Genomic DNA, 15,373 nt, shown 5'->3' with positions numbered 1-15,373 from the left:
TCTGAAATGTGACCTGCATCCCCCGGGCGGCCTCGGAACTCAGAAGACCAATGCTTTGGTGCTTTTCGGCCGATGCGACGGCGAATATGGCACCCATCAACGAGGCGCCGGTGATCAGCCCGAGATTGCGCGAAAGGTTGAGCAGGCCGGAGACGACGCCGCGCTGGCCGGCACTGATGCCGGCCATGACGGCTGCATTGTTGGATGTCTGGAACAGCGCGTAGCCGATGCAGGTGACGGTGATCGGAACGACATAGCCGGCAATGCCGAGCGTCACCATGGCGAGCGACAGCAGGAACGTGCCTGTCGTGAGGCTGAGCAGGCCGGCGACCATCATCTTGTGGGCGCCGAAGCGATCGGTCAGGCGTCCAGCCACCAGCGCCGACAGGGCCGAGACAAGCGGCCCGGTCGACAGCACGAGGCCGACCATTGCGGCATCGAGCCCAAGTCCTCGCGAAAGATAGAACGGGGCAACCACCAAAGTCGCCATCATTACCGTCGCGACAACGAGGCTCATGGCGAGGCTGGCGCTCAGTTGGAAGTCGCGGAAGCTGGCAAGCTGGATCAAGGGGTTTTTCACACTCGCCTGCGCGGCGGCGAAAAGAAAAACACCGATGCCGGCAGCGACCAGCAGGCCAACGTTGAGCGGTCCGAAATTGCCTCTGCCAAGCGTCATGGCCAGTGCATAGGCGGCCAGCGTCAAGGCCAGCAGGGCAGTGCCCATGACATCGAACGTGCCTCGGTCGGCCTGCGCTGTCTTGCTGCGCGTCGGCAAGGCACGCCAGGCGAGAGCGAAGGTGAGCACACCCAGCGGGACATTGACGAGGAAGATCGCGCGCCAGCCAAAGCCGGCGATCAAAAGGCCGCCGAGCGAGGGGCCAAGTGTCGTGCCGATCGCGGACATGGCGCCGAGCAGACCCATGGCGCTGCCAATTCTGTCTTTGGTCACGGTTTCGGCGACAAAGGCCAGCGTCAGCGCCATCATCAGCGCCGCGCCAAGTCCCTGCACGGCGCGTGCGGCGATCAGCAGCCACAGTGTCGGCGCCAGGCCGCAGAGCACCGATGCCGATGTGAACAGCGCAATGCCGCCAAGCAGCAACGGCCGGCGTCCAAACATGTCGGCCAGCCGGCCGGCGCTGACGATCAGTGTGGTGATGGCGAGCAGATAGGCCAGAACAACCCATTGCACGGACTGGAACGTCGCGCCGAAATTCTGCATCAGCGACGGCAGCCCGACGCTGGCAATGCTGGTTCCCAGCGACGACAGCAGCGTGGCGAGCGACAGGCTTGCCAGCGCCCATTGGGCGGATTGCATCCGCGGCGGCGCCGATGCGCGCTCGTCCAGATTTTGCTCGGCAATTGCCACGGCGATCTCCTTCCATCAGCCCCAGAACCGGAACTGCTGGAGATCTAATTCGTTGGCCAATGTGGCGGAAGGCGCAGCATTTGCATCTTATTCGTGCGTTTGGCGCCATATCATGCCATGATCTGCCGATGACGTCACCCGATCTCAACTTACTGTTCGCTCTCGACGTCCTGCTGGCCGAAGGCAGCGTGGCGCGTGCCGCCAGCCGCCTGCGCCTCAGCCCCTCGGCGATGAGCCGGACGCTGGCGCGGTTGCGCGAGGCTACGGGCGATCCGCTGCTGGTTCGCGCCGGTCGCGGCCTGGTGGCGACGCCGCGTGCGGAAGAACTGCGACAACAGGTGGGCCGTGTCGTCCAGGATGCGGAGGCGCTGCTGCGCCCTGCCACCTTGCTCGATCTCCCGAGCCTGGACAGGGTCTTCACGCTGCGCACCAATGAGAGCTTCGTCGAAGAATTCGCACCTCGTCTCGTTGCCCGTATCCAGGCCGATGCGCCCGGCGTGCGGCTGCGCTTTGCGCCGAAGTCCGATAGAGACGTCATGTCGCTGCGCGACGCGGCGATCGACCTGGACATAGGCGTCGCTGGCGAGACCGGACCGGAGGTGCGCATCCAGGCATTGCTTCGCGACTGCTTCATCGGCGCCGTGCGAATGGGCCATCCGTTGAGCGAGGGCGCGGTGACGCCGGAGCGCTATGCCGCAGGCCGGCACATCAGCGTTTCACGGCGTGGCCGCGAGAAAGGGCCGATCGACGAGGCTTTGAACCGGCTCGGGCTGAAGCGGACGGTCGTGTGCATGGTTTCCGGGTTCTCGGCAGCCCTTGCCATGGCCCGCACATCAGACCTGATCGCAAGCGTTCCGGAGCGGCATACCGAGGGTGCACGCACCGGCATGCACAGTTTTCCCCTGCCGGTTGCCACCGCCGAGGTCACCATCTCCATGCTCTGGCATCCGCGCCTCGACGCCGATCCGGCGCAACGCTGGTTGCGCGACCGCGTGCGGGAGGTCTGCGCGGCGTCACGCTGACAACGATGAGAAGCCTGCGCCAACCGCCCAGGCTTCTCATCTGTCCCGTCTATTCGGTTTGGCGTTTCTGCAAATGCCTCAGTGCGCCTAGTGTGAGCGTCGCCATGACCGAACAGTAGCCCACCAGCGGCCACGCCGTGTCTCCATCAAGCAGGATGACGAACAGCGTGCCGAGGATGCCGACGACAAGGCTCTGGATGCAGAAGTAGAGCGCGACGGCGGTTCCCGCGACATCGCCGAACGCCTCGAGTGCACCGTTCGCGGTGACTGAGACAGCGAAGACGATACCCGCGGCAACGACCCACATCGGTAAGACGAATGTCGCGAAGGACGGCGCCGCGAACAGTTGCCCGGCCGCCAGCAGAGCCGCGCCGAGCAGCAACATCGCCATGCCTCTGATAGCACTGCCCGCAATGCCCCAACGTGCAATGAACTTTTTGGCGAAGCGGGTGGTCACGATCATCACCAGCGCCGCGGTGGCGAAGGCCAGGCTGAAACCGAGCTGTGAAAAGCCGGCGCGGTCCATGAGCACCCGGGGCGCCGTCGAAAAGAACACGAAGAAGGCGCCCATGGCGGCACTGAAGCCGAGCGTATACGCCCAGAAGGCGAAGCTGGAGAGAATGGGACGAAACGCCATTCGCCTGTCGTTGCCATTCAATAGTCGTGTTTCATGCCATCTCGGCCATGCATTGAGGGTGGCGGCTACCGCCAGACCGCCGAGCGTCAGGAAGATCGCGCGCCAGCCGAGATTGTCGGCGATCAACGCACCGGCAATCGGCCCTAACGCCGGCACGAAGGCCAGCATCGAACTGAACAGGCCGTAGATGACTGCACTTTCAAGCCTCTGCGCATAGACGTCGCGAACCGTTGCAAAGGTCGCAACGAGAACGGCGGATGCACCGATGGCCTGCACGACCCGCAAGGCAACGAACACCATGGCCAGCGAGGTGCAGGCGAGCAGGACGGAAGCGCCTGCAAACAAAAGCGCGCCGCCGATCAGCACCGGACGCCTGCCGATCCTGTCGGAAATCGGGCCGAAGACGATTTGGCCGAGCCCAAGACAGATCATGTAGAGGCTCAGCGTCAGTTGGATGACATCAGGCGATGTCTTGAGGATCTCCGGCATCGCCGGGACGATCGGGAGGTAGATATCCATGGCCAGCGAGGCCAGGATGTCGAAAGGCGCCATCAGCACCATGGCTGCTGGCAGGGAAGTGGTCCATGTCGGGTTTTTTGGAAAAGGCATGATTGAACATCCGCTCAAATGGCTACATTTGGCGGCGATCTGCCGTTCTCACTGAAGATGGGAAATGACGGGCCGCCGCAACAACGAAGTGCTGTTGCGGCCTACTTGTCTGCTGACTTGCTGGTTCCCATAGTCGCTATCCCGGATCGCGCGGATATTCTCTCGACGCGCAGATCCGTCCCTTAGCAGCCGGAGTTTGTCCAGGCAACAGGATCAGCTTGGTCGCGTCATCGCAGCCTCGATCACCCTGAAAATCCGCTCGTCCGTGCATTGGGCGATGTTGAAGCGCAGGAAGCGGCCAGCCGTCCCGGACAGGCTGAATGCGTTGCCGGGCGCCAGCACGATGTTGTCGGCCAGCGCGCGGCGGGCGACTTCGGCCGCATCGACGCCATCCGGCAGACTGCACCACAGGAACAGGCCGGCCGGCTGGTCGATCCAGGGTGAGATGCCGATCGCCTTCAGACGAACGCTGGTCTCGCCCATGGCGCGCGCAAGCCGTGCGCGCAGCAAATCCATGTGCTTGCGGTAGCTGCCGTCTTTGAGCAGCGTCAGCACCAGTTCGGCCGCAAGCCGGCCGCCGCCAAAGGTGGTGGCGATCTTCAGGTCGGTCAGGGGCTCGATCCAGTCGCGGGGGGCTGCGATGAAGCCGCAGCGAACCGACGCCGACAGCGTCTTGGAGAAGCTGCCGATGTGGACGACGCGGCTCAGGCCATCGAACGCCGCCAGCCTGGGGGCGGGCGCATGTTCGAAATCGGCGAAGATGTCGTCCTCGACGATAGTCAATTCCGACTGGTCGGCGAGCTTGAGCAGCCGATGGGCGGTGACTGGCGACAGCACCGCGCCGGTCGGGTTGTGGATGGCGGAATTGGTGATGTAGAGGCGCGGCCGATGCTCGGCCAGCGCCTGCGCGAACAGATCGATGTCCGGCCCCGACGGCGTGTAGGGAACGCTGACGACCTTGGCCCGGTGGGCGCGCAACAAGGCGTGGAAGTTGAAGTAGCAGGGGTCGTCGACCAGCACGGTGTCGCCGGGCTCGATCAGGAACCGGCACAACAGGTCGATGGCCTGCGTGCCTGATTCCGTCAGCATGATCTGCTCGGAAGAGGCCTCGATGCCGTGCCCGGCCATACGCCGCGCCAGCAATTGCCGCAGCGGCGGCAGGCCGAGCGGCGTGCCGTAATCGGCCAGTGCGACATCGTCGGCACGCGCTACCGTGCGCAGTGCCCGGCGCAGACCTGCCTGCGGCATCCACGAGGCCGGCAGCCAGCCGCAGCCGGGCTTCAGCATGTCGTCACCGGCCTCCAGGGACTGGCGTGAGATCCAGAGTGGATCGACCGCGCGGTCGAGGCGGGGACCAATCTCGGCCAGCGACAGCGGCGCCAGCGAGCCGGCGGCATAGAAACCCGAGCCCGGCCGCGAGCGGATCACGCCTTCGGCGGCGAGCCGCTCATAGGCTTCGACCACGGTGGATTTGGACACTCGCATGGACTTGGCAAAGGCGCGGATCGACGGCAATTGCGCTCCCGGCGTCAGGCTGCGCGCCCCGATCCGCTGGCGGATCGTCGCCATGACACCTTCGACCAGCGTTCCGCTGCTCTCGCTTCCTGTGGTCTGTTTGTCCATCCGTACTGCTCGGCTAAGCATGACAGTTTTGCATAATTGTACCGCATTGTCTCTGGCGATACCACCGGCTCCGCGCGATACGGAGCCGACAAACGGAGCATACGATGGACAAGACCGCGAACGGCTGGATGAATGGATTCATCGGCGTGTTGATCTTCAGCGGCTCGCTTCCGGCAACGCGCGTGGCGGTCAGGGATTTCGATCCGACATTCCTGACCTCGGCCCGGGCGGCGATTGCCGGCCTGCTTGGCCTGGCGCTGCTGCTTCTGTTCCGGCAGAAACGCCCGGAGCGCGGCGATCTGCTGTCGCTGGTGATCGTCGCACTTGGCGTGGTTGTGGGCTTTCCCTTGCTGACCGCGTTGGCGCTCAAGCACGTCACCACGGCCCATTCCATCATCTTCGTCGGCCTGCTGCCGTTGGCGACCGCGATCTTCGGCGTGCTGCGCGGCGGCGACCGTCCGCGCCCGGCGTTCTGGCTGTTTTCATGCATCGGCAGCGCGCTGGTCGCGGGTTTTGCCCTGACGCAGGGCGTGACGGCCTCGCCGGTCGGCGATGGTCTGATGCTGGCTGCCATCATCGCCTGCGGCCTGGGCTATGCCGAGGGCGCCGCGCTGTCACGCAAGCTCGGCGGCTGGCAGGTGATCTGCTGGGCGCTGGTGCTGTCGCTGCCGATCATGCTGGTGCTGACGCTGATGACCATGCCGCCGTCGTTCGACGGCGTCGGCGTCAGTGCGTGGATAGGGCTTGCCTATGTCTCGCTGTTCAGCATGCTGATCGGCTTCGTGTTCTGGTATCGCGGGCTGGCGCAAGGCGGCATCGCCGCGGTCGGGCAGTTGCAGCTGCTGCAGCCATTTTTCGGATTGGCACTCGCAGCGACGCTGCTGCACGAGCAGGTCAGCCCGCTGATGGTGGTCGTCACGCTTGGCGTCGTGCTCTGCGTCGTAGGCGCCAAGCGATTCGCGAAGCAGGAATTGCCACGACGCGCGATCGCCTGACGACGGTGCCGTCCTCGCCCAATGCATGTCGCCCAAAAGTGGCCCCGGTTTTGGGAGAACGACATGCATAAAAACAAGGACCTAAAGCGCGTCGCCTGGATCCGTTCAAACGCGACGCGCTTTAGAACTTCGTCACCACTCCAATACCAATGCCCTCGAAGCCGCCCATCGCCATCAAGGCCGCGGGCGCCTCGTCGAGACTGATTCTCTTGCCGACCAGCAGTTCGGGCTTCAGCTTGCCGTTGCGGATCATGTCCATCATCGCCTGGTAGCGGTAGGCCTGCATGCCGTGGCTGCCGAGGATTTCGAGTTCGAAGGCGATCACCTTGTCCATCGGCACCTGCGGCCGGGCATGCTCGCCCAGCATCAGGCCGACCTGCACATGGCGGCCGCGCCGGCGCAGATTGGATATCGAATTGAACGAGGTGGTGGGGTGGCCGAGCGCGTCCATCGACATATGCGCGCCGCCATTGGTGATCTGCTTGACCGCCTTGACCACGTTCGGCGTCGTAGATGCATTGATGGTGGCGACGGCGCCGATCTTTTTGGCGAAATCCAGTTTCTCGTCCGTGAGATCGATGGCGATGACATTGGCGCCCATGGAACTGGCGATCATGATAGCCGACAGGCCGACGCCGCCGCAGCCATGCACCGCGACCCATTCGCCCGGCTTCACCCGGCCCTGGTCGACAATGGCTCGAAACGAGGTGACAAAACGGCAGCCGAGGCTGGCGGCGGTGGCGAATTCCATCTCGTCGGGCAAGCGCACGAGATTGGTGTCGGCGTGCTCGATGGCGACATATTCGGCGAACGAGCCCCAGCCGGTGAAGCCAGGCTGCGTCTGGTGCTCACAGACCTGGTGATTGCCCGAATTGCATTCGAAGCAGCGGCCGCAGCCAACGGCGAACGGCACCGTGACGCGCTCGCCGGCCTTCCAGCGGGTGACCTGCTTGCCGGCGGCGACGACGATGCCGGCCAGTTCGTGGCCCGGCACATGCGGCAGCGTGATGCCGTCGTCATGACCCATCCAGCCATGCCAGTCGCTGCGGCACAGACCGGTCGCCTCGACCTTGATGACGACGCCATCGGCTGCCGGCTTCGGATCGGGAACGGTCTGGATCGTCGGCGCTTCGCCGAATTTCTCGAAGACGACGGCTTTCATTGGTCACTCCACCCTCTGTGCTGCAGGAAACGATAGCCGATTCCCTGTCTGGTCGAGCAGAAATCGATTCCGCCACGCTTGTTGGCAGGCAGCAGCTCTCAGCCGGTTTCGCGGTTGCGAAAGTCGGCAAGCCGGGTTTCGCCGGGGGCAAGCTGCCGCCCGTCCTCGGCATGGACTTCCAGGCGCTTGATCGGCCGGCCGGTGAGATTGTCGACCATGAAGGTATAGGGTTCGCCCGGTCCGGCGAAGTAGGTCTCGCCCCATTGCCGCAGGGCAACCAGGACATAGAACAGGCCGCGTCCCTTTTGCGTCAGCACATATTCATGGTGCGCGCTGCCGTCGGGTGCCGGGACCGTTTCGAGGATGCCATGCGCGACGAGATTGCGCAGCCGCGACGACAGGATGTTCTTGGCGACGCCGAGGCTCTTCTGGAACTCCCCGAAGCGCCGCAAGCCGTCGAAGGCGTCGCGCACGATGAGCAGCGACCACCAGTCGCCAATCGCGTCCAGTGGTCGCGCTATGAGGCAATCCGCTTCGTGGTGGCTCGTTCGTTTCACCATGGCAGTCGTTGGTCCAACATTCGATTTTCGGTTGCAACATAAAACTGTTCTGCCTATCCAGCAAGAGGTTTCAAGTTGAAACCTTTTATGGAGAGAGCAGACATGAACATGCAGGTGGCGAACAGCGGTGCAACAAGCCTTGAGCAATCCGATGGGCCGCCTCGGGTGGCGCCGCCGCCTGCGGGATTGTCACGATTGACCGCGCTGATCTTCGCCATCGCCTGCGGCCTGAGCGTTGCCAATGTCTATTTCGCCCATCCGCTGCTCGACGCCATGGCGCATGATTTTGCTATCGCGCCGGCCTCGGTTGGCATCGTGGTGACGGTAACGCAGATCGGCTATGGGCTCGGCCTGTTCTTCATCGTGCCGCTGGGCGACCTGTTCGATCGCCGCAAGCTGATTGCCGGGCAGGCGATTCTGTCTGCCGTGGCGCTGGTGGCGGTTGGGGTCGCGCCCAACGCGGCGATGCTGCTGGCGAGCCTGGCGGTGGTCGGGCTGCTTGCGGTGGTGGTGCAGGTGCTGGTCGCCTTCGCTGCCGACCTCGCCGTAGCGTCGCAGCGGGGGCGGGCGGTCGGCACCGTCACCAGCGGTGTCATCCTGGGCATCCTGCTTGCCCGCTTCGCTTCGGGCGTCGTCGCCGATTTCGCCGGCTGGCGCTGGGTTTATCTTGTCTCGGCCATGTTGACGCTCGTCATGGCGATGGTTCTCTACCTGATCCTGCCGCGCCACGAGGCGGAGCGGCCACGCACATCCTATCCGCGCCTGCTCGCTTCGGTGCTGCTGCTGTTCGTACAGGAGCCGCTGCTGCGCGTGCGGGCGGTGCTGGCCATGCTGATCTTCGCCAGCTTCAACGTGCTGTGGGCGCCGCTGGTGCTGCCGTTGAGCGCCGAGCCATTTTCACTTTCGCATACCGAGATCGGGCTTTTCGGCCTTGCGGGCGTCGCCGGCGCGCTCGGTGCGCGCTGGACCGGCGGCCTCGTCGATCGCGGCCACGGCCAGTTGGTCACGGGACTCGGCCTGCTGCTGATGATGGCAGCCTGGCTGCCTATCGCCTTCATGGGCATGTCGCTGTGGCTGCTCATTGCCGGCATAGTCATGCTGGATCTGGCGATCCAGGCCGTCCACGTCACCAACCAGAGCTTGATCTTCGCCCGCCGCCCGGATGCGCGCAGCCGCCTGGTTGGCGGCTACATGATCTTCTACTCGGTCGGCAGCGCCCTGGGCTCGATCGCCTCGACCATGGCTTATGGTGCAATGGGCTGGAGCGGCGTCTGTGTGCTTGGGGCCGGCATCGGCCTGTTGGCGTTGCTGTTCTGGGCGTTGACGCTGCGCGTCGGCAGATAGGCCTATGGCGACGGCGCGGTGTCGAGAAGCGGCTGCCAGGCTCGGAACCAGTCGCTCGCCTGGGCCTGCCACGGCCAGATGCCGTCCACAGTGGGATAGATCAGCTGGAGAACACCGAAATCCAGGCCGTCGTAGAACCGGAGGTCCCAGCCGAAATGCTCGCGGTAGTGGTCGATATGAACGGCGCCGAATTGACAGTCGAAACGTTCGATAAAACCGGACGATCGCTGCCCTGGTTGGAAAACCTCGCCGGAGCGGACGCGGCTGCAATACTCGTTGATGATGAACTGGGAGATTTCCGGCTTCAGGCCGATGACGATGAGTTCCGGCGCCTTGAAGTTGTGCTCTATTCCAACCGAATAGGTGAAAGGCGGATCGTCGCCTTCCTCCAGCACATGCAAGATGTGGCAGCCATAAGCCTCTATATCGGCCAGCGCCTTGGCTTCACCTGGGTCGGTGGCTTTTCTACTCGGCATCGATCTGATTCTGCGGCGCGGCTTTCTGGAAGGCCGGCAGCGCCATGCAGGCGGCGTTGATGCGCGCGATCGTCGGGTAGGGGGTCAAGTCGACGCCGAAGCGGGCGTTGCTGGCAATCTGCGCGGCGAGGCAGATGTCGGCCAGGCCCGGCGCGTCGCCATGGCAGAATGTACCCGTCTCCGCCGCCGACGCCATGATCTTTTCAAGCGGCTGAAAGCCCTCGTTCACCCAGTGACGGAACCAATTGGTGATATCTTCGTCGCCGGCGCCGAACAGGGTGCGCAGCGAGGTCAGCACGCGCAGATTGTTCACCGGGTGGATGTCGCAGGCGATCATCTGCGCCAGCATTCTGACCCGAGCCCGTCCGGCCGGGGCCTTCGGCAGCAGCGGTGGTTCCGGGCTGGTCTCGTCGAGGAATTCGATGATCGCCAGCGATTGCGTCAGCAGCGCGCCGTCGCCGAGGATCAGCGCCGGCACCAGCCCTTGCGGATTGACCGCGAGATAGGCTGGTTCCAGATGCTCGCCATGGCGCAGATGATGCGGGACGTAGTCGTAGCTCAGCCCCTTCATCTCCAGCGCGATCCGCACCCGATAGGAGGTGGAGGAACGGTAGTAGTTGTGCAGGACGAGTTCGCTCATGGCCTCACTTCGGCTGGCCGATGGTCACTTCGATGGTCCCGATGCCGTCGACGCCGCCGGTCATCGTGTCGCCGGGGCCAACCGCGCCGACGCCTGCCGGCGTACCGGTGAAGATCAGGTCGCCGGGCTCGAGTTCTATCGCCTCGCTGCAGATCGACACGATATCCGATATCGGCCAGATCAGTTCGGCGAGGTCGGCATCCTGCCTGATCTTGCCGTTGACGGCGAGCCAGATGCGGCCCTTCCGTGGATGGCCGGATTCCTGCGCTTGCACCAACGGGCCGCAAGGGGCGGAGCGGTCGAAGGCCTTCGACCAGTCCCAGGGCCGGGCGGCCTTCTTGGCCTCGTCCTGCAGGTCGCGGCGGGTGAGGTCGATGCCAACACCATAGCCCCAGACATGGTCCAGTGCCTTGTCGCGGGGAATGCGGAAGCCGGCTTTGCCGATCGCAGCCACCAGCTCGATCTCGTGGTGCAGATTGGCCGTCAGCGGCGGGTAGGGGATAGCGGTGCCGGAATCGACCACCGCGTCGGCCGGCTTGGTGAAGAAGAAGGGCGGATCACGCTCGTCATTGCCGAATTCGCGGGCATGCGCCGCGTAGTTGCGGCCGACGCAGTAGATACGGCGCACCGCGAAACGATCGGACGAACCCGCAACGGCCACCGATGCGGTTGCGGGCAGGGGAAGGACGAACTCTGTCATCAAGGGTCTCTGCTTGGTTGCCGGAACATCCGACCGATTTGGGGCCTGGACAAGGCGATTTGGTCGAGAAAGTGCCGGCGGCACTTTCCGCCGGAGATGGCGATATACTATTTGGCAATAATCTGGCCATGGTGGAGAGGTTATTCTAATCGCTCACGAACTGAAATGAACCCCATGACCGCAACCCACGATCGCGCCCGGTTCCTGATCATCGACGACCATCCGCTGTTTCGCGAGGCGCTGCACAGCGCCGTGCAGATGGCCTATCCGGAAGTCGACACGGTGGAGGCGCGCTCGATCACCGAGGCGCTCGATCTTCTGGCCGATGCCAAGCCGTTCGACCTCGCGCTTCTCGACCTCTCGATGCCCGACGTGCACGGTTTTGACGGGCTGCTGCAACTCCGGACCCGCTATCCGCGCCTGCCCGTGGTCATCGTCTCAGGCTATGAGGAGCCGAAGATCATTTCCGAGGCGCTGTCCTACGGCGCGGCCGGCTTCATCCCGAAATCGGCGCGCAAGAGCGACCTCGCCGCCGCCATACGCTCGGTGATGGAAGGCGCGATCTATGTGCCGGAAACCTATGAGGGCCGCACGCCGGACGCCGAAAGCGTCGACCGCGCCGACATGGTGCAGCGCCTGTCGACGCTGACGCCGCAGCAACTGCGCGTGCTGCAAATGCTGCGCCAGGGCCTGCTCAACAAGCAGATCGCTTACGAGTTGCAGGTGGGCGAGACGACCGTGAAGGCGCATGTCTCGGAGATACTGCGCAAGCTCAATGTGTATAGCCGCACGCAAGCGGTGATCGAGGTGTCGAAGCTGGACAATGCGGAGCTTTTCAGGGATCAGGCGGGGTTTTGAACTTAACCCTCCCATCAATGGGAGGGTATGAAGCTAAGCCAGCAAATGCGCCAGCAGGGCCCTTAGCTGCGCCGGTTTCAGCGGCTTGCGCATCAGTTCGATGCCGCCGGAGCGGGCGGCTTTGGCGACTGCTTCCGAACTGTCGGCGGTGACGATCAGCGCCGGCACGGCGCGGCCGAGATAGTCGCGGACTTCGGCGATGGTCGTGGTGCCGAGATCGCCGCCGTCGAGATGCTGGTCGGCAATGACGATGTCGGGCACCCAGTCGGTGTCGCCAAGCATGTCGAGCGCATCGTCGGTCGAGGTCGCGGCCCGCACCAGGCATTGCCAGCGTTCGAGCAGGAAGGTCATGGCCTGCAGCACTTCGATATCGTTCTCGACCAGCAGCACCTTGGTGCCGAACAGGCCATAGCCGCGCGGCCGTTCCATGTCGGCAACCCTGGCGATGGCATCGGTTGGCGCACCGATGCCGACGGGAACATCGATGTGGAAGATCGTGCCGCGTTCGACCTTCGACGAGAATGTCACGGGATGGCCGAGCGCGCTGGCCATGCGGCGCACGATGGCAAGCCCGAGCCCGAGACCGCCACCGTCCAGTTCGGCATTGGCCGGCGAGGTGCCGCGGTGGAACTCCTCGAACACCGCCTCGCGCTGGTCGTCGGGAATGCCGCAGCCAGTATCGGCGACGTCGATGCGGATGGTGTCGCCGCGATGCCTGGTGCCGACAAGCACGCCGCCCGAGCGTGTATAGCCCAGCGCGTTGGAAAGAATGTTCTGCAGGATGCGGCGCAGCAGCGTGCGGTCGGAGCGGACCACCGCATGGACCGGCCGGAATTTCAGCGACAGGCCTTTCATCTCCGCCACCGGCAGGAAATCCGAGCGGAGCGACGAGAACAGCGCCTCCAAGCTGACATCGCTCATGTCGGGCTGCACCACGCCGGCATCGAGCTTTGATATGTCGAGCAGGGTTCGCAGCAGGTCCTCCATCGTCTCCAGCGAGCGCTCGACCTGCCGCACCAGTTTCTTGCCCTCGTCACTGGTCTGAACTTCGGCGAGCGCCGAAACCGAGAGATGGGCCGCGTTCAGCGGCTGCAGCACGTCGTGGCTGGCAGCGGCGAGGAAACGGGTTTTCGACAGGTTCGCCAATTCGGCGTTTTCCTTGGCGGCGCTGAGGTCGATGTTCGACTGCTCCAGCCGCCGCAAGGTCGAGTGCAGTTCCTCGGTGCGGGTGCGCACCCGGTTTTCCAGCGAGATCGCGGTCTGAAACAGCGAAAAGGCGTTGCCTTGCTGGTCCATCGAGCGCTCGACGCGGCTGACCAGTGCCGCGTTGATCTTCTTCAGCTTTTCAAGATCGTTTATGTCCCTCAGCGGCATCTTGTTGCGCCGTCCTATTCCGCCGCCTGGCGCTCGCCAAAGGCGATGCCGGTAAAAGTCTGATTCAGATGCATCGACCGGTACTGTTCGCCATAGGTGCCGAAGCCGATGACATTGTTGACCCGGTAGAGTTCCGAGATCTCGCGAAACACCTGCCGATTGCGCGCGTCCAGCCGGCGCAGCACGCAGTCGAAGCCGAGGATCATGTCGATACCGCCAAGCCTCTCCTCGACATCGCGCAGGGCGGCGCGCGTCGATTCGACCATGTCCTTGGGTTGAGCGATCGACAGCACGACGCCATCGTCTATGGCGCAGAAGAACGACAGCGAGCCGTCGGCATGCATCTTCTGGATCGACCGGCAATAATATTGGCCGCCCACCTTCACCACCACGGGATGCGAGGCGAAGCTCAGTGGCGTCAGCATCTGCGCGACGATGCCGACGGACGCGGAATATTCCTGCGCCGCATTGGTGGCATTGAACTCGCGCACGATGCGGTGATCGGGATCGGAAGCCGTCACCACCAGTTTTTCATCGGTGGGAACGAAATTGTCGGTCTTGAAGACATGGAAGGGAATTTCGGTCGATATCAGCACGATGATGGCGCTGTCGGAGGTGACCTTGCCGTTCGAGATCAGGCGCGTCGTCTCGAATTTCAGATCGTCGCCGGCGGAGCCGCCAAGCAGCGGAATGTCATCGAGGCCCCAGTGGATGGCTGAACTCACCGCTTCTTCGGCATAAGAGAGCCCGTCGATGAAGCAGAGCGCGAAAGTGCCTTTGGTCCGATCGCAACCAAGGCGCGCGCGCAGCGATCGCCGCAGGGTCTCCACCTCGCCGGTGATCCTGTCCATACCCGACGAGGACAGATTTTCGACCATCACGCTGACGGCGGTGAACGCGGTGGACGGAAGCAGCATGGCCAGCACATGGCCATCCTCGAGACCTTGCGGCGTGATCTCGCCGGCAGTCGAACAGCCGGCGTGGTGGAGCGCCGGTGCGTGGGTCATGAGCGCCTGGGAAAGGGCGCTGGCTTCGACCAGGCTCTGCGAAAAGAACAGCAGGGCAAAGCCTGCGTCGATGGCGGCTGCTTCCAGTGCGATCGCCTTGGCGAACGCCTCCATGTCGGGCTCGTCCGTGGTGAGCGCCGACAGGCCGCATGCATAGCGCGTCTGTGAATTGGCCAGCGATGTTCTCCGCATTTCCTCCGACGCTTTTTTGTGCGCGGCTGTTTTTAAATGCTTCTGGCGCGCGGGCGTCGACCGACATTGTTGCCTTCAATCGGCGGTTTGGCAATGGGGCCACCGGCACCGCATGTTTGGGCGCGGCCATGACCGAAAGTACAATGTTCCGCGTTTGCGACGTGCTGTTTTTTGTCCGATGTGCGGTGTACGAATAATGCACCACCGAAGCGCGAATACCGCGTCGGCAGCGTGGATACCAAGGTTGATACCCAGGGAGGGACCATGTCGGACGTTTCGTTGATGGTGAACGGAAAGCGGGTCAGCGGTGCTGCCGAGGACCGAACACTTCTGGTTCACTTCCTGCGGGAAAATCTCGGCCTTACCGGCACGCATGTCGGTTGCGACACCTCGCAATGCGGTGCCTGCGTCGTCCACGTCGATGGCAAGGCGGTCAAATCCTGTACGATGCTCGCGGTGCAGGCCTCCGGCTCCACCGTGCTGACGATCGAGGGCCTGGCCAATGGCGCCGACCTGCATCCGGTGCAGGCCGCCTTCAAGGAACATCACGGGCTGCAATGCGGCTTCTGCACGCCGGGCATGATCATGACGGCGACCGACATGATCAGCCGCCACCCCGAAGGGCTCGACGAGGCGACGGTGCGTGCCGAGCTCGACGGCAACATCTGCCGCTGCACCGGCTACCACAACATCGTCAAGGCGATCCTCGCCGCATCGACGACGATGAAGGGGTCCAAGGGTAAGGCGAGACAAGCTGCTTAGGCAAGGGAATAAGGGAGTAGGGCAGTAGGGGAGTAGGGCAAAAGGC

The 15,373-nt window shown here is 63.8% G+C and carries 15 protein-coding genes; 5 read left to right on the top strand and 10 right to left on the bottom strand.

Annotation, left to right across the window (positions count from 1 at the left end; genetic code table 11):
- A partial coding sequence (locus tag EOB59_RS19620) for an MFS transporter (RefSeq protein WP_128289046.1) occupies positions 1-1,366 on the bottom strand: 1,366 nt, incomplete at its 3' end.
- A 128-nt stretch (positions 1,367-1,494) separates the two neighbouring features.
- Here EOB59_RS19620 and EOB59_RS19615 point away from each other — a divergent pair.
- Positions 1,495-2,388, top strand: coding sequence for a LysR family transcriptional regulator (locus EOB59_RS19615; protein ID WP_128289045.1), 894 nt, complete (start codon positions 1,495-1,497; stop codon positions 2,386-2,388).
- 49 nt (positions 2,389-2,437) lie between these two features.
- On the opposite strand, the gene cml is transcribed toward EOB59_RS19615, so the two are convergent.
- Entirely contained in the window at positions 2,438-3,634 is a 1,197-nt protein-coding gene (gene cml, locus EOB59_RS19610; protein ID WP_128289044.1) for a CmlA/FloR family chloramphenicol efflux MFS transporter, read from the bottom strand.
- 213 nt (positions 3,635-3,847) lie between these two features.
- Positions 3,848-5,257: a PLP-dependent aminotransferase family protein gene (locus EOB59_RS19605; protein ID WP_128289043.1), complete on the bottom strand. Its 1,410-nt coding sequence runs from the start codon at positions 5,255-5,257 to the stop codon at positions 3,848-3,850.
- A gap of 104 nt (positions 5,258-5,361) precedes the next feature.
- On the opposite strand from EOB59_RS19605, the gene EOB59_RS19600 reads away from it, so the two are divergent.
- Positions 5,362-6,252, top strand: coding sequence for a DMT family transporter (locus tag EOB59_RS19600; protein WP_128289042.1), 891 nt, complete (start codon positions 5,362-5,364; stop codon positions 6,250-6,252).
- Between the two features lie 121 nt (positions 6,253-6,373).
- On the opposite strand, the gene EOB59_RS19590 is transcribed toward EOB59_RS19600, so the two are convergent.
- Positions 6,374-7,414 (bottom strand): zinc-dependent alcohol dehydrogenase family protein, encoded by a 1,041-nt coding sequence (locus EOB59_RS19590; RefSeq protein ID WP_127329585.1) that lies wholly within the window; start codon positions 7,412-7,414, stop codon positions 6,374-6,376.
- Positions 7,415-7,512: 98 nt separating this feature from the next.
- A complete protein-coding gene (locus EOB59_RS19585) occupies positions 7,513-7,974 on the bottom strand; it encodes a helix-turn-helix domain-containing protein (protein WP_127271974.1) in 462 nt (153 codons plus the stop codon).
- A gap of 102 nt (positions 7,975-8,076) precedes the next feature.
- Here EOB59_RS19585 and EOB59_RS19580 point away from each other — a divergent pair, with 102 nt between their 5' ends.
- A complete protein-coding gene (locus EOB59_RS19580; RefSeq protein ID WP_128289041.1) occupies positions 8,077-9,318 on the top strand; it encodes an MFS transporter in 1,242 nt (413 codons plus the stop codon).
- Between the two features lie 2 nt (positions 9,319-9,320).
- On the opposite strand, the gene EOB59_RS19575 is transcribed toward EOB59_RS19580, so the two are convergent.
- Genes EOB59_RS19575 through EOB59_RS19565 form a run of 3 tightly spaced genes read right to left on the bottom strand, consistent with a single transcriptional unit; the run spans position 9,321 to position 11,134 of the window.
- Positions 9,321-9,794, bottom strand: coding sequence for a DUF4262 domain-containing protein (locus tag EOB59_RS19575; protein ID WP_128289040.1), 474 nt, complete (start codon positions 9,792-9,794; stop codon positions 9,321-9,323).
- Entirely contained in the window at positions 9,784-10,434 is a 651-nt protein-coding gene (gene maiA / locus EOB59_RS19570; protein ID WP_128289039.1) for a maleylacetoacetate isomerase, read from the bottom strand. The genes EOB59_RS19575 and maiA overlap by 11 nt, the downstream gene beginning before the upstream one ends.
- 4 nt (positions 10,435-10,438) lie before the next feature.
- Positions 10,439-11,134: a fumarylacetoacetate hydrolase family protein gene (locus EOB59_RS19565; protein WP_128289038.1), complete on the bottom strand. Its 696-nt coding sequence runs from the start codon at positions 11,132-11,134 to the stop codon at positions 10,439-10,441.
- Positions 11,135-11,308: 174 nt separating this feature from the next.
- On the opposite strand from EOB59_RS19565, the gene EOB59_RS19560 reads away from it, so the two are divergent.
- Positions 11,309-11,992: a response regulator transcription factor gene (locus tag EOB59_RS19560; RefSeq protein WP_027039066.1), complete on the top strand. Its 684-nt coding sequence runs from the start codon at positions 11,309-11,311 to the stop codon at positions 11,990-11,992.
- A 33-nt stretch (positions 11,993-12,025) separates the two neighbouring features.
- Here the strand turns inward: EOB59_RS19560 and EOB59_RS19555 are convergent, their stop codons facing one another.
- Positions 12,026-13,366, bottom strand: a complete 1,341-nt coding sequence (locus EOB59_RS19555; protein ID WP_127396088.1) for a hybrid sensor histidine kinase/response regulator — start codon at positions 13,364-13,366, stop codon at positions 12,026-12,028.
- A 14-nt stretch (positions 13,367-13,380) separates the two neighbouring features.
- The gene (locus tag EOB59_RS19550) at positions 13,381-14,565 is read right to left on the bottom strand and encodes an FIST signal transduction protein (protein ID WP_127329575.1); all 1,185 of its coding nucleotides are present in this window, start codon (positions 14,563-14,565) and stop codon (positions 13,381-13,383) included.
- Between the two features lie 264 nt (positions 14,566-14,829).
- On the opposite strand from EOB59_RS19550, the gene EOB59_RS19545 reads away from it, so the two are divergent.
- Positions 14,830-15,327 carry a (2Fe-2S)-binding protein gene (locus EOB59_RS19545; protein ID WP_127272058.1) on the top strand — a complete coding sequence of 166 codons (498 nt, stop codon included), beginning with the start codon at positions 14,830-14,832 and terminating at the stop codon, positions 15,325-15,327.
- Positions 15,328-15,373: the final 46 nt, after the last annotated feature.

Source organism: Mesorhizobium sp. M7A.F.Ca.MR.176.00.0.0 (genome assembly GCF_004023165.1).
Taxonomy (GTDB): Bacteria; Pseudomonadota; Alphaproteobacteria; order Rhizobiales; family Rhizobiaceae; genus Mesorhizobium.
Note: the sequence above shows the minus strand (reverse complement) of the source record. Positions and strands in the feature narration are given on the sequence as shown.